The organism is Bradyrhizobium sp. NP1 (assembly GCF_030378205.1).
GTDB lineage: Bacteria > Pseudomonadota > Alphaproteobacteria > Rhizobiales > Xanthobacteraceae > Bradyrhizobium.
This window is the reverse complement of sequence record NZ_CP127385.1, coordinates 6,102,459-6,121,279: the sequence shown is the minus strand read 5'-3', so window position 1 is coordinate 6,121,279 and position 18,821 is coordinate 6,102,459. Positions and strand designations below refer to the sequence as shown.

The window sequence follows — 18,821 nt, the reverse complement described above, 5'->3', positions numbered from 1 at the left end:
ATGAGCATTGACCATAGCGGGCCGATCGACGTGCAGGTTGCCGAAATCGAGGAGTGCGGACGCGATATCCGGGCTTACACCCTGCGCTCCCTAAACCGGAATCACTTGCCGTTCGCGGAGGCGGGAGCGCATATCGATCTTCTCCTGCCGAACGGCTTGATCCGTCAGTATTCGCTGATCTTGGCAGGACGTCCGACCGGCGATTACAGGGTTGCTATAAAGCGCGATGCCAACAGTCGGGGTGGGTCCGCCTACATTCACACCGACGTTCGCGTCGGAACGGTCCTCGCGATAAGCGCACCCCGAAATCATTTTCCGCTGGACGAGGATGCACCGCATTCCGTGCTGATCGCGGGCGGCATTGGAATAACCCCGATCTTCAGCATGGCTCATCGTCTGTTGAGCCTGAGCAAGGCGTGGGAGCTGCACTACGCGTGCCGCTCGCGTGCCGATGTCGCCTTTGCCGACGAGATGCCACGCGGTTCGAATATTCACCTGCATCTCGACGATGAAAGCAACGGTCAATATCTCGATCTGAGCAGGATCGTCGCACGTGCGCCGCAAGGAGCTCATTTCTACTGCTGCGGGCCGCTGCCGCTGATGGTTGCGTTCGAGAAAGCGGCAGCAGGAATTCAGGATTCACGCAAGCACGTCGAGTATTTCACGCCAAAGGAGGTGGTGCGGCCCCAGGGCGGGTTCAAGGTGAAGCTCGCCAAGACCGGCAAGGTGCTCACCATTCCGCAGGGGGGCTCGATCCTCGACGCTTTGAAAACGGCCGGCGTATCGGTCGACCACTCCTGCACCGAAGGCATTTGTGGCACGTGCGAAACGAAAGTGCTGGCGGGCGTACCTGATCATCGCGACTCGGTCCTCACTCCGGCCGAGCGAGCGGCCAACAACACCATCATGGTGTGCTGTTCGGGATCGAAATCCGAAGAGCTCGTCCTTGACCTCTGATCAGATCAGGTCTCGTCAAGCGAATGGCCGGCGTGATGAAGTGCTGGTGCGCTTGCGAGCGCCTTGGCGATATCGTTTGCACATTTTCGCAGTTGTGGAAGATAGCGCTCCGCGGCCTCGTTTGTCGTCATGGCGCTGTGAAAAAAGATGATATTGATCGCCCCTATCACGGCGTTGGGAGCGCGCACGGGCAGCGCGATGGCGCCCACGCGTTTACCTTCCTCGGCGCCCACCGCCGCGGCGTAACCGCGTTGCCTGACGTCGCGAACAATCTGGCCGATGACGGATCGGCTGCTCGCGACGCCGGCATCAGGTCCCCCCTGTCGGGTCACAAGGCTGAGAACCGTTTCAAGCTCTTCCTTCCGAAGAACGCTCAGAATCGCCTGACCCAGCGATGAGTTGACCAGCGATCGGCGCTTTCCGACCATTGCCCGGTGTATCGACAGCGGACTCACCCGGTGAGTGGACTCGAGGATGACGATCTCGCCGCCGATCAAACCCGCGAAATCGCTGGGCCACGAAATTTCGCTCGTAAGTTGCTCGAGAAACGGTGCCGCAATTTGCGCCGCGAGATCGGTTTGGATGAACCCGTCGGCGAGCAAGCCGATCTTTGAGCTGAGTGCGTAAGAGCCGTCCGAGTCTCGCTTGACGACATAACCGGCGCCGATCAGCGTACTGAGAAGGCGATAGGTCGACGATCTATCGATCGACGTGAGGCCGGCCAATTTGCCTGGCCTGGTCCATCCCTTTTGGCTGAGTATCTCGATAATTCTCAGGCCGCGCTCAAGGGCGTACACTGATTGATAGGGCTGACGATCTTTGGCCACGGCCGGTCCGATGGTTCGCTCCACGAACAACGTGCAATAGCCGATTGCTGGGCGGGCTTCAACTCGATACGTGATCGATCAATCCTGCCATAAGGTGCGATCGAGACAATGGCTGCTCTTACCCTCTACCATAGCGAGATGTCTGTCTGCGCTGCCAAGGTACGTATCGTCCTTGCTGAGAAGAACGTCGACTGGACCAGTGTCCTTCTCAACCTGCGAGGCGGCGATGCGCAGAAGCCGGACTATCTCAGGCTCAACCCAAATGCCGTCGTACCGACGATCGTGCAAGACGGGCGCCCGCTGATCGAGTCGACGGTAATCTGCGAGTACCTTGACGATCGGTGGCCGGATCCGCCCCTCAAGCCGCCGCATGCATGGGATCGTGCCAGGATGCGGCTCTGGACCAAGCAGCTCGACGAAGGCGTGCACGCCGCCGTCGGGACTTTGTCGTTCTGTATAGCCGTCCGGCACGAATTGCTGGCGCGCTCCGCGGCCGATCAAGCAAGATGGGTCGCGGGAATACCACAGACCGATCGCCGAGAGCGGTCAAAAGCAAACTTGGACAAGGGCGTCCACTCTCCTTACTTCGCTCCGGCTGCTCAACGGTGCGCCAAGCTTTTCGCGGATTTCGACGCGGCCCTCGCCGGGGCGCCGTGGCTAGCGGGAGAGGCATTCTCGCTGGCCGACGTGGGTTTCGCGCCATACCTCATTCGCTTCAAGATGTTTGGGCTTGGTTTGCTGTTCGGGCGGTATCCGCGCGTGGCCGAGTGGGCTGAGCGGGTGATCAATCGGCCTTCGGTACAACAAGGCGTGAGCCGCTGGATCGGCGACGGAGCGGCTGCGCTTTACGAGAAGAACCGCGCAGACGGCGAGCATGCCTTCGCAGCAATACTTGCTGGCTAGGATTGGTGGCCCCGGTTCGAGCCGCCTCCGGCTTCGAACGAACAGGAGATTTTTCGGATGTTGAGCGAAGAGGAGCGGCGGCGCGGCGCTGCGGATTTGATTCGTGCGGAGCGGGAACGCGGGGTCATTCCGCAATTGAGCCGGACGTTTCCGAATATCGAGTTGGAGGATGCATATGCGATCCAGCGACTTTGGGCCGATGCGCGCGTGGCGCAAGGCAGCCGGGTCGTGGGTCATAAGATCGGGCTGACCTCCCGCGCCATGCAAATGGCGTCGAACATTGCCGAGCCTGACTACGGCCATCTCCTGGACGACATGATCTACAATGATGGCGCGCAGGTGCCGGCAAACCGCTTCCGCGCGCCGCGCCTCGAGGTCGAGCTGGCATTTGTGCTGGGCAATCCGCTTGAGGGACCCAACGCCCGCTTATACGACGTCATGAAGGCGACGGACTTCATCGTCCCGGCCCTCGAGATCATCGACTATCGAACCGAGGTTCCGCGTGCGGTTACCGATACGATCGCGGACAATGCGGCGGCTGCCGCAATGGTGATCGGTGGCCGCACGATCCGTCCGATGGACGTGGACATCCGGTGGATCGGGGCGACCCTTTCGAAGAACGGAGTGATCGAAGAGTCGGGAGTGTCCGCGGCGGTGCTCGGGCATCCCGCGGCCGGCGTGGCGTGGCTTGTCAACAAGTTGGCGGCGTTGGGCGCGAGGCTCGAGGCAGGAGAAATCGTGCTCGCCGGCTCGTTCACCCGGCCGGTCTCCGTAGCGGCTGGCGACGTCATACACGCCGATTACGGGCCGCTCGGGTCGATCGCAGTGTCCTTCACCTGAGCGCAGTGATGCGGCATTCGCGGTTCCTGCTGCCGATCACTCATCGTGTTTGTAGGTCGAACACTCTGCAATCCGCCGTTGCTGATCCGTCCGGCGGTTCATATCGTCCGCATAAATTGGAGTGGGCTCATGATTACCGGCGCGATTTGCATTTCGCATAGTCCATTGATGGATCGCAAGCGGGCGCCTGCCGACGTCGAGCAGCGGTTCAACTTGGCGGTACGCGCAGCAAATCGCCTTGCGGCGGAGATGAAGCCGGATTTGACGGTTCTTTTCTTTCCCGATCATCTGAACGGCTTTTTCTATAATCTGCTCCCGCCGTTCTGTGTCGGTGTCCAGGGCGAGTCCATCGGCGACTACGGAACGGCTCCCGGGCGCCTGGATATTCCCGAGGCCGCTGCCATGGACTGCGCGGCGTACTGCATCAAGGCCGGCATCGACGTCGGCATATCCTATCAGATGAAGATCGATCATGGCGGCGCGCAACCAGTGGAACTCTTGTCGAGCTTCTTTCCGCTGACCCGCCTGATCCCGATCTTCATCAATTGTGTCGCAGCGCCGCGGCCCTCGTTCGAACGGGCACGCGTGCTGGGCCGAACTGTAGGGGAGTGGGCGTGCTCCAGGCCGGAACGCATTCTGTTTCTTGGCTCGGGCGGCCTTGCGCATGATCCACCGTTGCCGACGCTGGCGACCGCCAATCCCCAGGTGAGGGAGCGGCTGACGACCGGGGCAACCCCAAATTATTCCGAGCGGGTTGGGCGTCAGAACCAGGTGTTTCAGCTGGACTACAAGAAGCCCGGCATCCCGATCAGGCCGCTGAACCCGGAATGGGACCGCGACGTCCTGGCCGCCTTCGCCAAGGGAAACCTCGACGTATTGGACAACACCGAGGACGACGCCGTGACCGCCATTGCCGGTTCGGGCGCGCACGAGCTGCGTTCGTGGATTGCCGCTCTCGCGGCCGTGACGAGCGCGGGGCGTACGGAAAACCGGGTTCTGTTCTATGAGCCCATCCAGGAGTGGATCACTGGTATGGGAATCATGACTGCGTCCCCGGCGCGCGACTGATCTGCCGCTTTTTTGCCTCGCAATTTGAAAGGGATCTGCCAATGGAACGTTTGCTGCGCAACAGAGTCGAAGAGCTGAACGGCATGGATGCGCGCAGAACAGCCATCATCGGAATCCATTGGCAGGAAGACGTCGTGGGCGGAGGTGACATGCGTGATATTTTCCGTGCCTATGTCGAGTCCAGCAACATCATTCCGCGAACAGCGGGCGTGTTTGACGCCGCGCGAAAGGCTGGCGTGCTGGTCGTCTTCGTCAATGCGGCCTTCTGGCCAAATTACGCGGGTCTGATTCAAAACAACGGCCTATTTCGCACAGTGACCGAACGCAATAACGCGTTCATCCGCGGTTCTCGCGGCGTTGCCGTTGTGCCGGAGTTTGGGCCTGCCAAGTCGGATATCATTATCGAGCACAGCCGGATGAGCGTCTTTCACGGCTCCGACCTGCAGAGCATATTGATCGGTCACGGGATCGATACCGTTGCCCTCACAGGCGTGGCGACGAACGTAGCCGTCGATCATTCCGTCCGCGACGCAGCCCAACTCGGCTATCGCACCCTGTTGATCGAGGATTGCTGCTGCTCGTCCGACCCTTCCTATCATGAAGCCTCATTGAAGTCGCTTCGCGTGATTGCAACCAGCATTCTGACATCCGACGTTTTTCTGCAGCAGCTAACGGCGCAGCAGGCCTCGGATGCTGCCGTCTGATTCGGAAAGGCTGCGTCGTGTACGGTGGGGCGCTCCCGAACTCGGTACTCTTTGAAATGAATCTCAATCTTGCGGGGCGCAAGGCGCTCATTAGCGGTGGCTCGAAGGGAATCGGCTTTGCAACGGCGTCTCGTCTGATGAGCGCGGGATGCAATGTCGTTCTTGCCGCGCGTTCCAAGCACGATCTGGACGAAGCAGAGCAAAAGCTCCGGTCGGAACGGGATGCCGGCGTTCAAACAATGGTGGTCGACATCGCCGACGCCGAGCAGCGTGACCGGTTGGTCGCAGCCGTTTCCGACGTCGATATTCTCATCAACAATGCCGGAGCCATTCCGCGCGGATCACTTGATGCGACCAATGATCAGCTCTGGCGATCGCAATGGGACTTGAAGGTCTTCGGTTACATCAATCTGACGCGCGCTTATCTGTCGGAGATGAAGCGGCGAGGCAAGGGCGTAATCCTCAACATCATCGGGATCGCAGGCGAGCTCGTTGACTCCAATTACGTCGCCGGCAGCTCCGGAAATGCAGCGCTGATGGCGTTTACGCGCGCAGTCGGCGGAACGAGCATCTATGACGGGGTCCGTGTGCTAGGGGTAAATCCCGGGCCGGTCGCGACGGAGCGGCTTATACAGCTTCAGAAGGAAATGGCGCGCGAAAAGTTCGGCGACGAAAATAGATGGCCCGAGTTTTCCGCAAATCTGCCCTATGGGCGGCCAGCGACCCCGGAAGAGATTGCCAGCACTGTCGCCTTCCTGGTGTCGGATCTTTCTTCCTATACCAGCGGGACGGTCGTGAATGTCGACGGTGGGCTGTCCGGGCGTCGATCCCTTATTTGATCAAGGTTTGCGAGGAAATGGCCATTCTCGATCGCGTGATGCGATATCAGAACGAGCTCACGGAGATTCGACGCGATCTGCACGCGAACCCTGAATTGGGTTTCGACACGCAGAGAACAGCAGGTATCGTTGCCAAGGAGCTGGCAGCATACGGCCTCGAAGTTCATACGAGCATCGGCGGAACCGGCGTTGTCGGCGTGCTCAGGGCGGGCAGTTCGAGCCGCTCGACCGGATTGCGAGCGGACATGGACGCACTTCCCATTCAGGAGGAATCGGGCAGGCCCTATGCAAGCCAGGCACCAGGCACGATGCACGCTTGCGGACATGACGGTCATACGGCCTGCCTGCTCGGCGCCGCGCGATACCTGGCGCACTCGAAAAACTTCGACGGAACGATCAATTTCATCTTTCAACCCGCCGAGGAGATTTTCGGCGGAGCTAAGGCCATGATCGACGACGGTCTGTTCGATCGTTTTCCGTGCGGGTCGGTTTTTGGCATTCACAACCGGCCTGGACTGGAGGTCGGCAAGTATGTCATCCGGCCAGGTGCGATGATGGCCGGCGGGGCCTCATTTGCGATCGACATTGTTGGGAAGGGATCGCATGGGGCCCGTCCTGAAGCGTCCATCGATCCAGTCTTGAGCGCCGCTCACATCACGGTCTCGCTTCAGGCGATCGTGGCGCGCAACATTTCGCCGGTCGAAGCCGCGGTTTTAAGCGTCACGCAGATTTCCGCCGGCGATGCATTCAACGTGATTCCGCGAACGGCAAGGCTCGGTGGCACCGTGAGGGCCTTCAGCACGGGGGTCATCGACACGATTGAGGAGCGGATGAATGCGATCGTCAAGTCGGTGGCCTCGGCTTTCGGGGCGACTGCCTCGATCGACTTTCAGCGCCTTGTCCCTCCGCTCGTCAACGACGCCAACGCGACCGACGTGCTCATCCAAGCGGCGGCGAGCCTGGTTGGCGCGGAGAATGTAAGTTCGAGCGGACCTCTGCTCATGGCTTCAGAGGATTTCAGCTACATGCTCGAGCGCTGCCCGGGCGCATTCATGAATGTCGGCATTGCCCGTGGAGAGGCCGGCGCTGCGCTCTTGCATACGCCAGCCTATGACTTCAACGATGAAGCCATTCCTTATGGTGCCGCCTTGTTCGCCGGAGTGGCGGAGCGAATGCTTGCGCCCAACTAGGGCCGCGATCGGCTCAGCCCGAGGTCGATCTTTTGCGTTGGGGGACGTGAGGGGAGGGCGGTGGCGCGAAGGTTGGCCGGCTTTTTGCGATGCAAAAAAGGTCGGTTCGACCTTGATTTCATTGTTCGCAGTGTGAACTTGCGAATCAAAACCATGGCCTGGGCTGCATGTGTGGCACTAGGATTTACGCTAAACGCGGTCGGACGGCAGGCGCCGCCGACCTCTAGGTGAGGATCTGGAGCAAATCGATGAATCAACATTTCCAGGTGACGGGACTCCAGAGAGGCAAGACGCGCTTCCCGCGATACGACGAGGCTGCGGTGGGGTTCGAGAACTACTGGTACCCGGTGATGCGCTCGAAGGATTTGAAGGACGGCAAGCCGCAGGCGCTGACGCTCTTCGGAGAGCGGATCATGTTCTATCGCGACCAGGGCCGGGCCTTTGCCTTGCATGATCGCTGTCCGCATCGCGGAATTCCGCTTTCCAAGGGCACGCAGGTTTTTCCCAAGACATGGAGCTGCATCTATCACGGCTGGACCTACGACCTCGAAACCGGAAAAGTGGTCGCCGCGCTGACGGACGGCCCGGACTCGAAGGTTTGCGGGAATGCGCATGTCCGGGTGTATCCCGTCGAGGAAAGGGCCGGCCTGATCTGGATCTACAACGGAAAGGACACGCCGCCGCCGGTCGAGCAGGACATCCCGAGCGAACTTCTACGCGACGACGCCGCGATGATGTGGCGCTTTACCGAACGGCCGGGAGACTGGCGCTATGGTGCGGAGAACGGCTTCGACGACGGTCACGGAAAATTCCTGCACCGCAACTCCTGGTTCGCCATGTTCATGCAGTTGCCCGGTTGGATTCAGTCCAAGATGGTGCTGGATGAAGAGGGCTGGCTCGTTCGCAAGCCCACCAAAGTGGATTTCCAGGGCGAGTTTCCCCGCCTGGGCAAATGGCCGAAAATCCATTGGTGGAAATCCAAGAGGGTGCTTTCAACGCCCTCGATAAGGCTGCCGTGCATGCTTCGGGTTGAGCTTGGAAAATACATGCACTTCGAATGGTACGTTCCGACCAAGGCCGGGCATCACCGCTATGCGCAGGTGCTCGTCAAGCACACGAATGCATTCAACCGTCTGTTCTTGCGTCTGCGGTACTGGACCTACATCCGCTGGATCTTCCACGTCAGCTTTAATAATGAAGATGCGTGGATGGTCGAATTGACGGAGACGCCGCCGGAGCAACTGTACCGTCCGGATTTGAGCATCATCGAGTGGCGCAAGATGTGCGAGAACGCGCGTGGGACGAAGCCGTCCGAATTTGAGGTCGAGGTGAGAGACGATTTTTCCCAACGGCAGGAAAGCCACGCGGGCTCGAAAGACTAGAGCGGGCTGGAGCCGGGTCGCCAACGGCAGATTTGCGAGCCGCCGCTCACGTCGATGCGGCGGCTTTTTCGTGAAGGGGGAGCCGCGGCGGCCGCCGATGATGTTTTTCTTGCTTGCTGCCGCAGGTTCGATCATTGCAACTGATGTCTGGCGCGCGGGCTCTCGCCACCGCACGATCGTACCAGTGCAGTCAATCGCGATGGCGTTCGCTGCACGAACGAAGTCCAACTCTGCGTGGACGGACCTGCTGTGGTCCGGTTCGATCCTTTTCCGACCGTCTGCCATGGCATTCTCAAGCTACGGGACGGAGGGAGGGGATCATCATGGTATCTGCTAATTCAGGAGAGGCGCGTTCCAGAATAACCGGACGCGAATGGCGTGTAATTGCACTCGCGACCTTCGGCTACGCGATCGAATATTACGATTTCATGATTTACGCTGTGTTCGCGCAATACATTTCAAGTCAGATGTTTCCCGCGTCGGATTCGGCGACGTCCATCGTCCAGACTTTTGCCGTCTTTGCCATCGGCTATCTCGCCCGACCGCTTGGCGGCGTCATCCTCGGTCATTTCGGAGATCGATACGGTCGGCGCGGCACCTTCCTTTTCAGTCTGCTGCTGGTTTCGTTGGCGACACTCGGTATGGGCCTCGTCCCAGGTTATGCGCAGATCGGCGTGTTAGCCACTTTGGTGTTTACCGCCTTGCGGCTCGTCCAAGGGGTATGCCTGGGTGGGGTGGGAGCCGGCGCGCTGACGTATTGTGTTGAAGTGGTACCCCGGCGGGCGGGTTTTGCGTGCGGCCTGCTGTTTTGCCTGACCGTGACAGGAGTCATCATCGCGAATCTAGTCAGCTCGCTCGTTCACCATTTCCTCGCGCCGGCCGACGTGGCGGCGTACGGCTGGCGCCTCGCCTTTGTCCTGGGCTGCGCGCTCGGGATCGTCGCGTTGCTGGTCAGGCGCAATATCGAGGAGTCACCGGAGTTCCTCCGGATTCAATCCAGCGTGGTTCGTTCTCCGTTCTCGGACTTGATTCGATCATATCGACCACAACTGCTGGTTGGCATCTGCATCGTTGCGCCCAATGGAATACTTGGAGGTCTGCTGTTTGCTTACATGCCGGTCTACCTCGCCAAGGTCGTTGGATATGACCCGGCCATCGTGCCGACCGCGATAACGCTCGGGAGCGTCGTGCTCGCCATTTTCGCCGTCGTCTACGGCTGGATGTCGGATCTCATCAATCGGCGTCTGCTCTATAGAATCGGGATGATCGCCCTCATGGTCGGGGCATGGCCGGCCTATTCCGTGCTCGCGGCCAAGAGCGCCGATCCCGTCCTTGTCGTCACGGTCAGTGCGTTGTTTCTCGCGCTGGTAACCGGGACAGTCGGTCCTCTTCTTGCGGATCTCTTTCCGAGCAACGTGAGGTTCAGCGCTTATGGCTTCTGCTACAATGTCAGCAACGCGATATTCCAGGGCCTTGCACCGCTGGTCGCGACTTACTTGATCCAGGCGAACGATCTGCTCCCTGCTCCTGCATTCTGCTGGATAGGAGGCGGGGTGATCGGACTGCTGGCGAGCTTTTGGATCGTCGCGCTGCGAAGAAGCGCGCTTTTGGCGGAATCATCTCCGGCGAAAGGCGCGGTACCGGTAGCAGCCACTCCGCGCTAGCATGACCTAAGAGAGTGGGGCGGCGCGGTGAGGCCGCCCCAGCCGGCATTCTGCAAAGACGATAAGAGGATCTTGTGGCTGGAAGGCATCGCATCAGTCAGACGGCCTCGCATTGGGGTGTATACAACGTCGAAACCAACGAGCGGGGCGATATCGTCGCGAGCTCACCCTTTGAAGCCGATCTACAGCCTCCGGCTCTTCTTTTTGGCCTTCCCGAATTGGTACGGTCGCCCCTGCGTATCGATCGACCCTACGTTCGCGCTGGATTCTTGCGGCGTAAGGAGGACACCAGGAATAGGGGAGGCGACTCCTTCGTACCAGTCGACTGGAACTACGCGCTCAACCTGGTCGCCGAAGAGTTGAGTAGGGTCAAGTCGGCGTTCGGCAACGAGGCGATCTACGGAGGCTCCTACGGTTGGGCGAGCGCGGGCCGATTTCATCACGGCCCAAGTGTTCTGAAACGGTTTCTCGGCCTCCATGGTGGCTATGTCGACAAGCGAGGCAACCACAGTTTCGGTGCCGCACTCGGAATTATGCCCTACGTGCTCGGAAGGTCTGACATCACAGAGCTCACGGCCTCCTGGCCGGAGGTGATTGCATCGACCAAACTCTTGGTGATGTTCGGTGGAGCTGCACTCAAGAATACGCAGATCGATGCCGGCGGGGCGGTCGTGCATCGAAGCGGGATCGACTTTGAAAGCGCCGCCAGCGCGGGCGTGAGATTCATCAACATCAGTCCATCACGCCAGGACGTCCCGGGCGAAGTTCGGGCCGAATGGATTCCCATTCGTCCGAATACCGACGTCGCCTTGATGCTGGCGATTGCCCACACGCTTGTCGTGGAACGATTGCATGACCGCGAGTTTCTTTCGCGATATTGCATCGGCTATGAGCCTTTCGAGGCCTATCTGCTCGGCGTCGCGGGCACGCCGCGAAGCGCGGAATGGGCCGCCGAAATTACGGGCATACCTGTGGAGGTCATCACTGGCCTCGCCAGACAAATGGCTGCAAATCGCACGATGATTGCCACAAGCTGGTCGGTTCAGCGCGCCGACCACGGAGAGCAGCCCGTCTGGATGACAGTGACGCTCGCGGCAATGCTGGGCCAGATCGGACTGCCGGGAGGGGGATTTAGCCTCGGATTCAGCGCTGTGAACGGCATCTCGGCGCCCAGGGTTGCCGGGATGCCGCGTCCAACCTTGCCGCTGGGGCCGAATGCGATTCGCACCTATGTGCCGGTTGGCCGCGTCGCAGACATGCTGCTCGATCCAGGCGGACGGATCGATTGCTTTGGACAGCAGATTACATTTCCGGACATCAAGCTGGTGTATTCGATCGGTGGGAATCCCTTTCATCACAACTCGAATCTCAATCGCTTTCTGCGAGCCTGGCAGCGCCCCGAGACGATTATCGTCCACGAGCCCTGGTGGAGCCCGGCGGCCAGGCACGCCGATATCGTCTTTCCGGCGACGACCACGATGGAACGGAATGACATCCTGGCACATGAGCACTCGCCGTTCTGGATCGCGATGCACAAGATTATCGAGCCTGTCGGCCAGGCGCGGAACGACTTCGATATCCTTGCGGATGTCGCAGAGCGGCTCGGATTTGCCAAAGCCTATACCGAAGGACGCAGCGAGCTGGCGTGGCTGCGGCACATGTACGAGACCGCTCGTGCGATCGCAGCCGAGAATGGCTTTGCTCCTCCCGACTTCGATACGTTTTGGGCGGCCGGGCGCTTTCAATTTCCCGAGCCGGAGCTCGTGCCGGTTCTTCTCGGCGATTTCAGAGAGGACCCAGTTCGCAACCGATTGGCGACGGCGTCGGGAAAGATCGAGATCTTCTCGGATACCATCGCGAGTTACGGATACGACGATTGTCTCCCGCACCCGGCGTGGCTTGAGCCGGAGGAGTGGCTGGGTGCCCGGATCGCAGCACGATTCCCGCTTCATCTCCTGTCTAATCAGCCGGCATCTCGCCTGCATAGCCAGCTGGATCCCGCCGCGGCCAGTCGCGCTAGCAAGGTCGCGGGCAGGGAGCCGATCGCCATTCACCGAGACGACGCGGTGGCGCGGAATATCAATCACGGCGATGTGGTGCGGGTATTCAACGATCGCGGGGCATTCCTGGCGAGTGCGGTTATCGCCGACTTTCTCCTTCCTGGCGTCGTTCAGATCGCGACAGGAGCCTGGTACGATCCGCTCGAAGGCGGAAAGCCTGGCAGCCTGGAAAAGCATGGCAATCCGAACGTCGTCACGCTGGACAAGGGTACATCCCGACTGTCCCAAGGGTCGGTGGCTCAGACGGCTCTGGTCGAAATTGAGAAATACACGTCGGAGCCCCCGCCGGTCACGGCGTTTGGGCCGCCGGAGATTGTTGACTTTTCCCAATAGGCCTCGCCTCGACGATAGGGCGATACGTTCCGGACCATCGAACTGGCGGACAGCGCGTCGATCCAGTTCGAGCAGAGGTGTTCAAGACGCGAACGGTCTTGATTGTGACCTTGCGATCCTCGCAACGAGCGGGAACTGTCCGCTCACGATTTCCGCGCAATCAGCTATAGGTCGTTCGAGGTTCAGGGCATGGAGCCAGCTCCCAACCGCTTCAAGATGTCGCTCGCTTCCAAAAAACTTCAGATCGGGCTCTGGAGCAGCCTTTGCAGCAATATCGTTGCCGAGATTCTCGCGCAAAGCGGTTTCAACTGGATATTGTTGGACATGGAGCATTCTCCCAATGAGCTACCCGGATTGCTCGCTCAACTGCAGGCTATGAAATCCGGCTCCGCCAACCCGGTCGTCCGCGTGGCGTGGAATGATCCTGTCCTGATCAAGCGCGTCCTTGATATTGGAGCGACATCCATATTGGTCCCCTTCGTTGAGAGCGAGGGTGAGGCCGAGAGGGCCGTCAAGGCTTGCCTCTATCCTCCCGCAGGAATTCGAGGAGTCACCGGTTCCGGGAGGGCGAGCCAGTACGGCCGAAACGTGAATTACTTCCGTGATGCTAACGACAACGTTTGCGTCCTCGTCCAAATCGAGACGATCTCGGGTCTTCTTGAGCTCGATCGTATTGCGCACATGAGAGGTGTAGATGGCGTCTTTATCGGTCCATCGGACCTCGCAGCTTCAATGGGGCACATTGGCAATCCGTTGCACGAGGATGTTCAAGTTGCGATTCACAAAGCAGGACAGACGCTCGCCGATATGGGGGTACCCGCAGGCATTCTGAGCAATTCTGAAGAAAGTGCCCGGCGCTACATCAAGTGGGGATACCGGTTCGTTGCAGTTGGCTCGGATATCGGGCTCGTCACGAGCGGATCTACAAGACTGGTCGCCAGCTTTGCAGAGGTATGAGGGTGGCCGATCAACTTACACTCGGAAGCTTGGCCGACCGTTGCTGGGTTATTCAACCCTAGAATTGCAATTGGTATATCCATATCCGGCGCTACCCTCGCGCGGCTCCTCCCGCCGCGGTTCGGGCGCCGCTCCGGGCCTTCGCCTTTTCCGTCCGCTGCTGGTGCTTTTTGCCCCATTCCGCCAGCGGGGCGAGCGCCAGGTCGAGCTGGGCACCTTCCGGCGTGGCCGAATATTCGACGCGTGGCGGCACCTGGTGAAACACCTCGCGGTGGATGATACAGGTACTCGTTTCCAGACCCGGAAAGCACGCCTGAAAAGAAGGCGTAGGTGCATTGATCAGGTGATTTCGAGCGCGGATTGCATCCCAGCAGCCGATCAGCATGTAGCAAGCGCTTCAGCCGCGTCGCGATGAGTGTCTGATCCCCACGACGGCCGAGTGTTGCTTCGGTGGCTTCGATAATTTGATGCGTTTGTAGCCCATTTAAAGATCATAGACGATCTTCATTAGTGAAATCGATGTGATGCGATTCGCGGAATGAGCGGTTATGGAATGTGTGTGGCTGACGTACGTGTCACCTTTTTGACGATCGCGCGCAGAGCGTTGAATGAGTCATTCTGGGTGCGCTAGGCATGTATCTGGCCGCGTGGGAAACCGCCGGGAGGGCGCTGACCGGTTACCGAGTTGCTAACAGGAGGGCTTGGGTCAAACTGCCGTGGAACACGCGCTCTGCCGCGTGGCGACGGTCAGCCTGACAACGCCACTTCCGAGCCCGCAACGCAGTGTGGGGTTTCGGTCGGTGGGTATCCCCCCAGCTACTTGGGGCGGTGGATTGGTAGTGCCCACTTCATTGCTCCGGAGCTGCAATGCAATGGCTGAAGCTCGGCCCAAGTCGTCAATGCACGGTGTCAGCCATGTGCTTGAGTTTCTCGGGATTACGCACGACATAGATGGCGACGACGCCCTCATGCTCGATCTCCAGGGCAGTCGTTTGAAGAATGTCGCCTCGCTCGATGGTGATGAACCCCGGCAGGCCGTTAATGAAGCCATAGCGCACGAGGCGAGACCTGCTCACGGCATAGACAGACGCGAACGTCGTGAACAGCCGCAGGACATCATTGAGCCCGGCGGCCGGCGCCTTTCGAGCCGGCGCCTTGCCGCCGCCATCGGCGTAGAGGGTTACGTCCGCCGCGAGCAGCGCGCGCAGGCGCTCCATGTTGCCGTCCCGGGAGGCGGCGAAGAAGGCTTCCGCGATCGTGAGGCCCCGTTCCCTCGGCACGGGATAGCGTGGACGGTCTGCACGAACATGGCCACGGGCGCGGCTCGCGAGCTGGCGGCAGGCGGCCGGCTCGCGGCCGATCGTGGTCGCGACTTCCTCGAAACCGAGGCCGAACACGTCATGAAGCAGGAAGGCAGCGCGCTCCAGCGGCGACAGGCGCTCCAGCGCCATCAGCAAGGGCAAGGTTACGTCGTCGATCTCGTCCTCAGCCGATTCCACAATCGGCTCAGGCAGCCACGTACCGACGTAGGTCTCGCGCCCACGCCGGACCGATTTGAGCCGGTCCAGGCACAAGCGCGTGACGACGCGGCGCAGAAATGCTTCCGGTTCGTGCACCACGTTTCGGTCGACATCGAGCCAGCGCAAGAAAGCGTCCTGAAGAACGTCCTCCGCGTCCGCGACTGAGCCCAGCATCCTGTATGCCACGCGGACAAGGCGCTGGCGCAGCGGATCGAAGACGGCGGCGGCGTCTTGGCTCGACGAGGGTGCCATCAGGCCGCCTTCTTCTGTTCGGCCGGATGGGACCTACGAAAGCCGATGTTGATCCGGTTCCAGGCGTTGGTTAGCGCGATCAGCAAGGTGAGCTTCACCTGCTCCTCCTCCGTAAAGTGCTGGAGCAGGATCTCGTAGGCATCGTCGGGGGCATGGGTCTCGGACACCAGCGTCAGAGCCTCGGTCCAACCCAGCGCGGCTCGCTCGCGATCGGAATAAAGCACGGACTCACGCCACGCGCTGAGAAGATGAAGCCGGTCCTCCGTCTCTCCGTACTTGCGGGCATCTGCAACATGATGGTGGATGCAGAAGGTGCATCCGTTGATCTGAGCCGCCCGCGTCATGACAAGCTCTCTCAGCAAAGGCTCCAGACCACTGGTTTGAATTGTTTTTCCCAGTTCGATCCAGGGTTGCATTGCTGCGGGACTGGCGGTGAAGGGGTTTAGCCTGGCTGTCATCGTGATCTCCTTTCGAGGGTTACCGGAGACATGACGAGTTGAATCTGCTGGATGTGACATGGGGCGGAATTTTATTCAGCCAAGCAGTGATGATGCGCGCGTGGCGTTCCACGCGTGAATGACCGCCGTGTCCTGAATGGCATCTTCTGGATATTACGATCCGGGGCCCCATGGCGCGACCTACCTTAAGCGTTGGGTCCTTGCTGCAACCGCCTTGCTCGTTGGGGTGTGGGCGTTCCAGCGTGAAGCATGCATAGTAGTACGGTCTCGGTGTTGGCGCGGTCCTCATGCGACGAAGATCAGGTTTTCGAGGCACTCGACTTGTTGCGCGGGGCGATCCGGCACTTGGTTCGCGAGAGCCTTATCTGCGCGGGCGCCTGCAATACACACGCACGGCAAGCTCCATAAGCACGCGCAACCTCGTCGAACAAAAGTGTCGACGGCGTTTCCGACATCATCTCTGGGGCGATCAGACCAGCCACTTCTTCCTTTTCAGCCAGTCCGTGGGTTCGCCCCTTCGCCTGACTTCTCCTTGCCAAAAAAGCGTCGACGTAGGGGGTGGCGGAGTGGCGGCTGCGTATTGCGATGCGAGTTGCAACGACCCTTCTTGGATTGGGCTCGGATGCCATTTCCTTTTCCGTCGACAGCTACGACCTCTCTTTGGGATTTTGTGCGCCCGTGAGAAAAAGCGATACCGCGGTAGCCACGTGTTGACGTATCAGCTTGGGCAGGTTCGAACGTGATTGGCCGAGCAGGAGCGTCATATGAACGTCGCTCTTCATCATTGCGATAAGGAGCGCCGCGGCTATTTGCGGGTCTTTCAGCGCAAGCCGCCCCTTTTGGACCTGGGCAGCGAGATAGGCTGCAAGGGCGGTTTGCGTGCGCAAGACGGGCCCACTGAGAAACATGTCGCCGATTTCCGGAAATTGCCTGGAGTCGTTGATGACCGTTTGGAACAGGTTGACCTGTTCGATCGAGTAGATCCGGGTGAGAAACCACTCGCCAAACTGCGTCAAGACCGTCTTGACGTCCTTGTGCATGTCGGTGGCCAAAAACTCCGGCGGAGCGATCCGCTCGCATATTTCCTGAACGACGGCCGCAAAAAGCGTCTGTTTGTTTTCAAACTTGTCGTAAACGGTCCGCTTTGAAACGTTCGCCTGAAGGGCGATTTCATCCATGCTGGTCGCGCCGTATCCCCTCTCCAAGAACACCTTTTTTCCTGCCACAAGGATATCGTTACGCTTCCTAGCTCTGCTACCGGGGCGAATCTTCTCGTTCTGCTTCATAGCCGCCGTTTTTCTTCTCGTTCTGCAAATCGATGGGCGACTATACAAAGCAATCATCCCGATGACGAGCCGGTATTGCGAGCATCCGGCCGCCGTTACGGCATCGCCGCAGACGTGAACGACATGAATGTGCGGCTGCAGTAGCCCCGGCCGGTCCTCACCACTTGGCTCGCCGGCGGCCAGGATCTTTGGCTACCTCGGGGGCTGAGGGGCGGGGCCTACGTCGGCAAAACCCGTCGGATCGGGCTCCTCAAGAACCAGCCAGCTCTTGCATTAAATAAACCGCACCGTATAGTGTGAATTGACGATGGGCCATCGAGCGTCACACTAGGGGGAAATGCATGAGTGCCAATTCGGGCTTAGCGAAACAAGAGCTGCCCCGGTGTTCCGTAACGGATGCTTATCCCTATTCTTTGGGCATCTCAGGCCCCGTTCGCGCTGACGGGTCCGGCTCGGGAGGATCAGGCCACTCAGTGGGCACCGCTGGCTCGATTTGGCCGGCACTTTTTCTCCAGCGATCCATATCTTTGCCGACCGGCCGACCGTAAAGCCATGTTTGCCGAGCAAATCCTGAACGGCATCAACTACGGCCTTCTGCTGTTCCTGATTGCAGCAGGGCTCTCGCTCGTATTCGGCGTCATCCATCTCATCAATTTGGCGCACGGCTCGCTGTACATGGTCGGTGCATTTGCGACCGCAGCTGTCTCCGGCCTTGCAGGAAGTTTCTGGATAGGCGCAATCGCCGGAGTCGCGATCGCCTTTTTGGTCGGTGTGCTCCTTGAACAATTCGTCATACGTCACCTGTACGCGCGAAGTTACCTCAATCAGGTTCTTGCGACTTTTGGACTGATCCTGTTCTTCAATGAACTACTGCATTGGCTCTCGGGAGGTCTGCCGCAATTCGTGGCTCTTCCCTACGGGTTCGAAGGTGCGCAGGAGTTGTGGAGGGGATTCTTCTATTCGCGCTTTCGTATTACTGTGACAATCGCCGCACTCCTTGTTGCTGCGGCTCTATGGTTCGTAATCGCGCGCACCAAACTCGGCATGCTCATTCGGGCATCGGCCAACAACCCCTCGATGGTGCAACACATTGGGTTCGACGTTAACCTGGTCGGCGCGCTGGTTTTCGCAGTTGGCGCCGCACTTGCCGGACTTGCCGGCGTCTTGAGTGGACCCCTCGTTTCCATCGAAGTGGGGATGGGCGAGCAGGTTCTGATCCTGGCCTTCGTGATCGTCGTGGTCGGCGGCATGGGATCGATTGCCGGTACATTCTGGGCAGCGATGGCGATCGGAATTTTCGATACGCTTGGCCGGGCGTACACGCCCCAGCTTCTGAGCGAGTTACTGGAGCCTCGCTTGGTGTCAAGCATAGCGCCTGCAATATCGGCAACCCTGATCTACGTCCTTATGGCAGTGGTGCTGATCGTGCGCCCCAACGGACTGTTTGAAAGATGAACAGAGATTCTGCCGCTCCGGCCATTAGGCCACCAATCAGGTTGGCATTCCTCGCGAGTAGTTACTGGCCACGCACCGACCGCGTATTGCTCGCTTTGCTTCTCTGCGCGTTCGTGGCGCCGCTGT

18 protein-coding genes and 1 pseudogene are annotated in these 18,821 nt (G+C 59.7%); 13 read left to right on the top strand and 6 right to left on the bottom strand.

Translation table 11 applies throughout. From position 1 onward, the window contains the following. Positions 1 to 957 carry a PDR/VanB family oxidoreductase gene (locus tag QOU61_RS29685; protein ID WP_289654759.1) on the top strand — a complete coding sequence of 319 codons (957 nt, stop codon included), beginning with the start codon at positions 1 to 3 and terminating at the stop codon, positions 955 to 957. 5 nt (positions 958 to 962) lie between these two features. Here QOU61_RS29685 and QOU61_RS29680 read toward each other — a convergent pair whose 3' ends face one another. After that, positions 963 to 1,808, bottom strand: coding sequence for an IclR family transcriptional regulator domain-containing protein (locus tag QOU61_RS29680; protein ID WP_289654758.1), 846 nt, complete (start codon positions 1,806 to 1,808; stop codon positions 963 to 965). A gap of 84 nt (positions 1,809 to 1,892) precedes the next feature. Here QOU61_RS29680 and QOU61_RS29675 point away from each other — a divergent pair, with 84 nt between their 5' ends. The 10 genes from QOU61_RS29675 to QOU61_RS29630 all read left to right on the top strand — a co-directional run bounded on the left by QOU61_RS29675 (position 1,893) and on the right by QOU61_RS29630 (position 13,724). Beyond that, complete coding sequence (locus QOU61_RS29675) at positions 1,893 to 2,687, top strand: glutathione S-transferase family protein (protein ID WP_289654757.1); 795 nt, start codon at positions 1,893 to 1,895, stop codon at positions 2,685 to 2,687. Between the two features lie 57 nt (positions 2,688 to 2,744). Next, positions 2,745 to 3,527 carry a 2-oxo-hept-4-ene-1,7-dioate hydratase gene (gene hpaH / locus QOU61_RS29670; RefSeq protein ID WP_289654756.1) on the top strand — a complete coding sequence of 261 codons (783 nt, stop codon included), beginning with the start codon at positions 2,745 to 2,747 and terminating at the stop codon, positions 3,525 to 3,527. Between the two features lie 129 nt (positions 3,528 to 3,656). After that, positions 3,657 to 4,595 carry a 3-carboxyethylcatechol 2,3-dioxygenase gene (locus QOU61_RS29665; RefSeq protein WP_289654755.1) on the top strand — a complete coding sequence of 313 codons (939 nt, stop codon included), beginning with the start codon at positions 3,657 to 3,659 and terminating at the stop codon, positions 4,593 to 4,595. Between the two features lie 41 nt (positions 4,596 to 4,636). Next, a complete protein-coding gene (locus tag QOU61_RS29660) occupies positions 4,637 to 5,299 on the top strand; it encodes a cysteine hydrolase family protein (protein WP_289654754.1) in 663 nt (220 codons plus the stop codon). Between the two features lie 56 nt (positions 5,300 to 5,355). Then, entirely contained in the window at positions 5,356 to 6,138 is a 783-nt protein-coding gene (locus QOU61_RS29655) for a short-chain dehydrogenase/reductase (RefSeq protein WP_289654753.1), read from the top strand. Positions 6,139 to 6,155: 17 nt separating this feature from the next. Beyond that, positions 6,156 to 7,328, top strand: a complete 1,173-nt coding sequence (locus tag QOU61_RS29650) for a M20 aminoacylase family protein (RefSeq protein ID WP_289661840.1) — start codon at positions 6,156 to 6,158, stop codon at positions 7,326 to 7,328. A 248-nt stretch (positions 7,329 to 7,576) separates the two neighbouring features. Beyond that, entirely contained in the window at positions 7,577 to 8,710 is a 1,134-nt protein-coding gene (locus QOU61_RS29645) for a Rieske 2Fe-2S domain-containing protein (RefSeq protein ID WP_289654752.1), read from the top strand. A gap of 323 nt (positions 8,711 to 9,033) precedes the next feature. Next, a complete protein-coding gene (locus tag QOU61_RS29640; protein WP_289654751.1) occupies positions 9,034 to 10,374 on the top strand; it encodes an MFS transporter in 1,341 nt (446 codons plus the stop codon). 74 nt (positions 10,375 to 10,448) lie between these two features. Continuing rightward, complete coding sequence (locus tag QOU61_RS29635) at positions 10,449 to 12,767, top strand: molybdopterin-dependent oxidoreductase (protein WP_289654750.1); 2,319 nt, start codon at positions 10,449 to 10,451, stop codon at positions 12,765 to 12,767. 189 nt (positions 12,768 to 12,956) lie between these two features. Beyond that, positions 12,957 to 13,724: an HpcH/HpaI aldolase family protein gene (locus QOU61_RS29630; protein ID WP_289654749.1), complete on the top strand. Its 768-nt coding sequence runs from the start codon at positions 12,957 to 12,959 to the stop codon at positions 13,722 to 13,724. A 91-nt stretch (positions 13,725 to 13,815) separates the two neighbouring features. Here QOU61_RS29630 and QOU61_RS29625 read toward each other — a convergent pair whose 3' ends face one another. The 3 genes from QOU61_RS29625 to QOU61_RS29615 all read right to left on the bottom strand — a co-directional run bounded on the left by QOU61_RS29625 (position 13,816) and on the right by QOU61_RS29615 (position 15,954). Then, positions 13,816 to 14,109 carry a winged helix-turn-helix transcriptional regulator gene (locus QOU61_RS29625; RefSeq protein ID WP_289654748.1) on the bottom strand — a complete coding sequence of 98 codons (294 nt, stop codon included), beginning with the start codon at positions 14,107 to 14,109 and terminating at the stop codon, positions 13,816 to 13,818. Between the two features lie 511 nt (positions 14,110 to 14,620). Next, positions 14,621 to 15,496 (bottom strand): sigma-70 family RNA polymerase sigma factor, encoded by an 876-nt coding sequence (locus QOU61_RS29620; RefSeq protein ID WP_289654747.1) that lies wholly within the window; start codon positions 15,494 to 15,496, stop codon positions 14,621 to 14,623. Beyond that, on the bottom strand, positions 15,496 to 15,954 hold the full coding sequence (locus QOU61_RS29615; protein ID WP_289654746.1) for a carboxymuconolactone decarboxylase family protein: 459 nt from the start codon (positions 15,952 to 15,954) through the stop codon (positions 15,496 to 15,498). Before QOU61_RS29615 ends, QOU61_RS29620 begins: the two co-directional genes overlap by 1 nt. A 99-nt stretch (positions 15,955 to 16,053) precedes the next feature. Between QOU61_RS29615 and QOU61_RS29610 the strand changes: the two are divergent. After that, a pseudogene (locus QOU61_RS29610) lies at positions 16,054 to 16,140 on the top strand (transposase); the annotation flags it as partial. 113 nt (positions 16,141 to 16,253) lie between these two features. Here the strand turns inward: QOU61_RS29610 and QOU61_RS29605 are convergent. Together QOU61_RS29605 and QOU61_RS29600 are read right to left on the bottom strand one after the other, a co-directional pair. Next, positions 16,254 to 16,583 (bottom strand): hypothetical protein, encoded by a 330-nt coding sequence (locus QOU61_RS29605; RefSeq protein WP_289654745.1) that lies wholly within the window; start codon positions 16,581 to 16,583, stop codon positions 16,254 to 16,256. A gap of 18 nt (positions 16,584 to 16,601) precedes the next feature. Next, positions 16,602 to 17,240: a TetR/AcrR family transcriptional regulator gene (locus tag QOU61_RS29600; protein ID WP_289654744.1), complete on the bottom strand. Its 639-nt coding sequence runs from the start codon at positions 17,238 to 17,240 to the stop codon at positions 16,602 to 16,604. Positions 17,241 to 17,636: 396 nt separating this feature from the next. Between QOU61_RS29600 and QOU61_RS29595 the strand changes: the two genes are divergently transcribed. Continuing rightward, positions 17,637 to 18,695 (top strand): branched-chain amino acid ABC transporter permease, encoded by a 1,059-nt coding sequence (locus QOU61_RS29595; protein ID WP_289654743.1) that lies wholly within the window; start codon positions 17,637 to 17,639, stop codon positions 18,693 to 18,695. Positions 18,696 to 18,821 lie beyond the last annotated feature (126 nt).

Bases quoted from the DNA above. Each gene is read 5' to 3' on its own strand.
- QOU61_RS29685 (WP_289654759.1), top strand. From the start codon at position 1: ATGAGCATTGACCATAGCGGGCCGATCGACGTGCAGGTTGCCGAAATC.
- QOU61_RS29675 (WP_289654757.1), top strand. From the start codon at position 1,893: ATGGCTGCTCTTACCCTCTACCATAGCGAGATGTCTGTCTGCGCTGCC.
- hpaH (WP_289654756.1), top strand. From the start codon at position 2,745: ATGTTGAGCGAAGAGGAGCGGCGGCGCGGCGCTGCGGATTTGATTCGT.
- QOU61_RS29665 (WP_289654755.1), top strand. From the start codon at position 3,657: ATGATTACCGGCGCGATTTGCATTTCGCATAGTCCATTGATGGATCGC.
- QOU61_RS29660 (WP_289654754.1), top strand. From the start codon at position 4,637: ATGGAACGTTTGCTGCGCAACAGAGTCGAAGAGCTGAACGGCATGGAT.
- QOU61_RS29655 (WP_289654753.1), top strand. From the start codon at position 5,356: ATGAATCTCAATCTTGCGGGGCGCAAGGCGCTCATTAGCGGTGGCTCG.
- QOU61_RS29650 (WP_289661840.1), top strand. From the start codon at position 6,156: ATGGCCATTCTCGATCGCGTGATGCGATATCAGAACGAGCTCACGGAG.
- QOU61_RS29645 (WP_289654752.1), top strand. From the start codon at position 7,577: ATGAATCAACATTTCCAGGTGACGGGACTCCAGAGAGGCAAGACGCGC.
- QOU61_RS29640 (WP_289654751.1), top strand. From the start codon at position 9,034: ATGGTATCTGCTAATTCAGGAGAGGCGCGTTCCAGAATAACCGGACGC.
- QOU61_RS29630 (WP_289654749.1), top strand. From the start codon at position 12,957: ATGGAGCCAGCTCCCAACCGCTTCAAGATGTCGCTCGCTTCCAAAAAA.
- QOU61_RS29625 (WP_289654748.1), bottom strand. From the start codon at position 14,109: ATGCTGATCGGCTGCTGGGATGCAATCCGCGCTCGAAATCACCTGATC.
- QOU61_RS29620 (WP_289654747.1), bottom strand. From the start codon at position 15,496: ATGGCACCCTCGTCGAGCCAAGACGCCGCCGCCGTCTTCGATCCGCTG.
- QOU61_RS29615 (WP_289654746.1), bottom strand. From the start codon at position 15,954: ATGACAGCCAGGCTAAACCCCTTCACCGCCAGTCCCGCAGCAATGCAA.
- QOU61_RS29605 (WP_289654745.1), bottom strand. From the start codon at position 16,583: ATGGCATCCGAGCCCAATCCAAGAAGGGTCGTTGCAACTCGCATCGCA.
- QOU61_RS29600 (WP_289654744.1), bottom strand. From the start codon at position 17,240: ATGAAGCAGAACGAGAAGATTCGCCCCGGTAGCAGAGCTAGGAAGCGT.
- QOU61_RS29595 (WP_289654743.1), top strand. From the start codon at position 17,637: ATGCTTATCCCTATTCTTTGGGCATCTCAGGCCCCGTTCGCGCTGACG.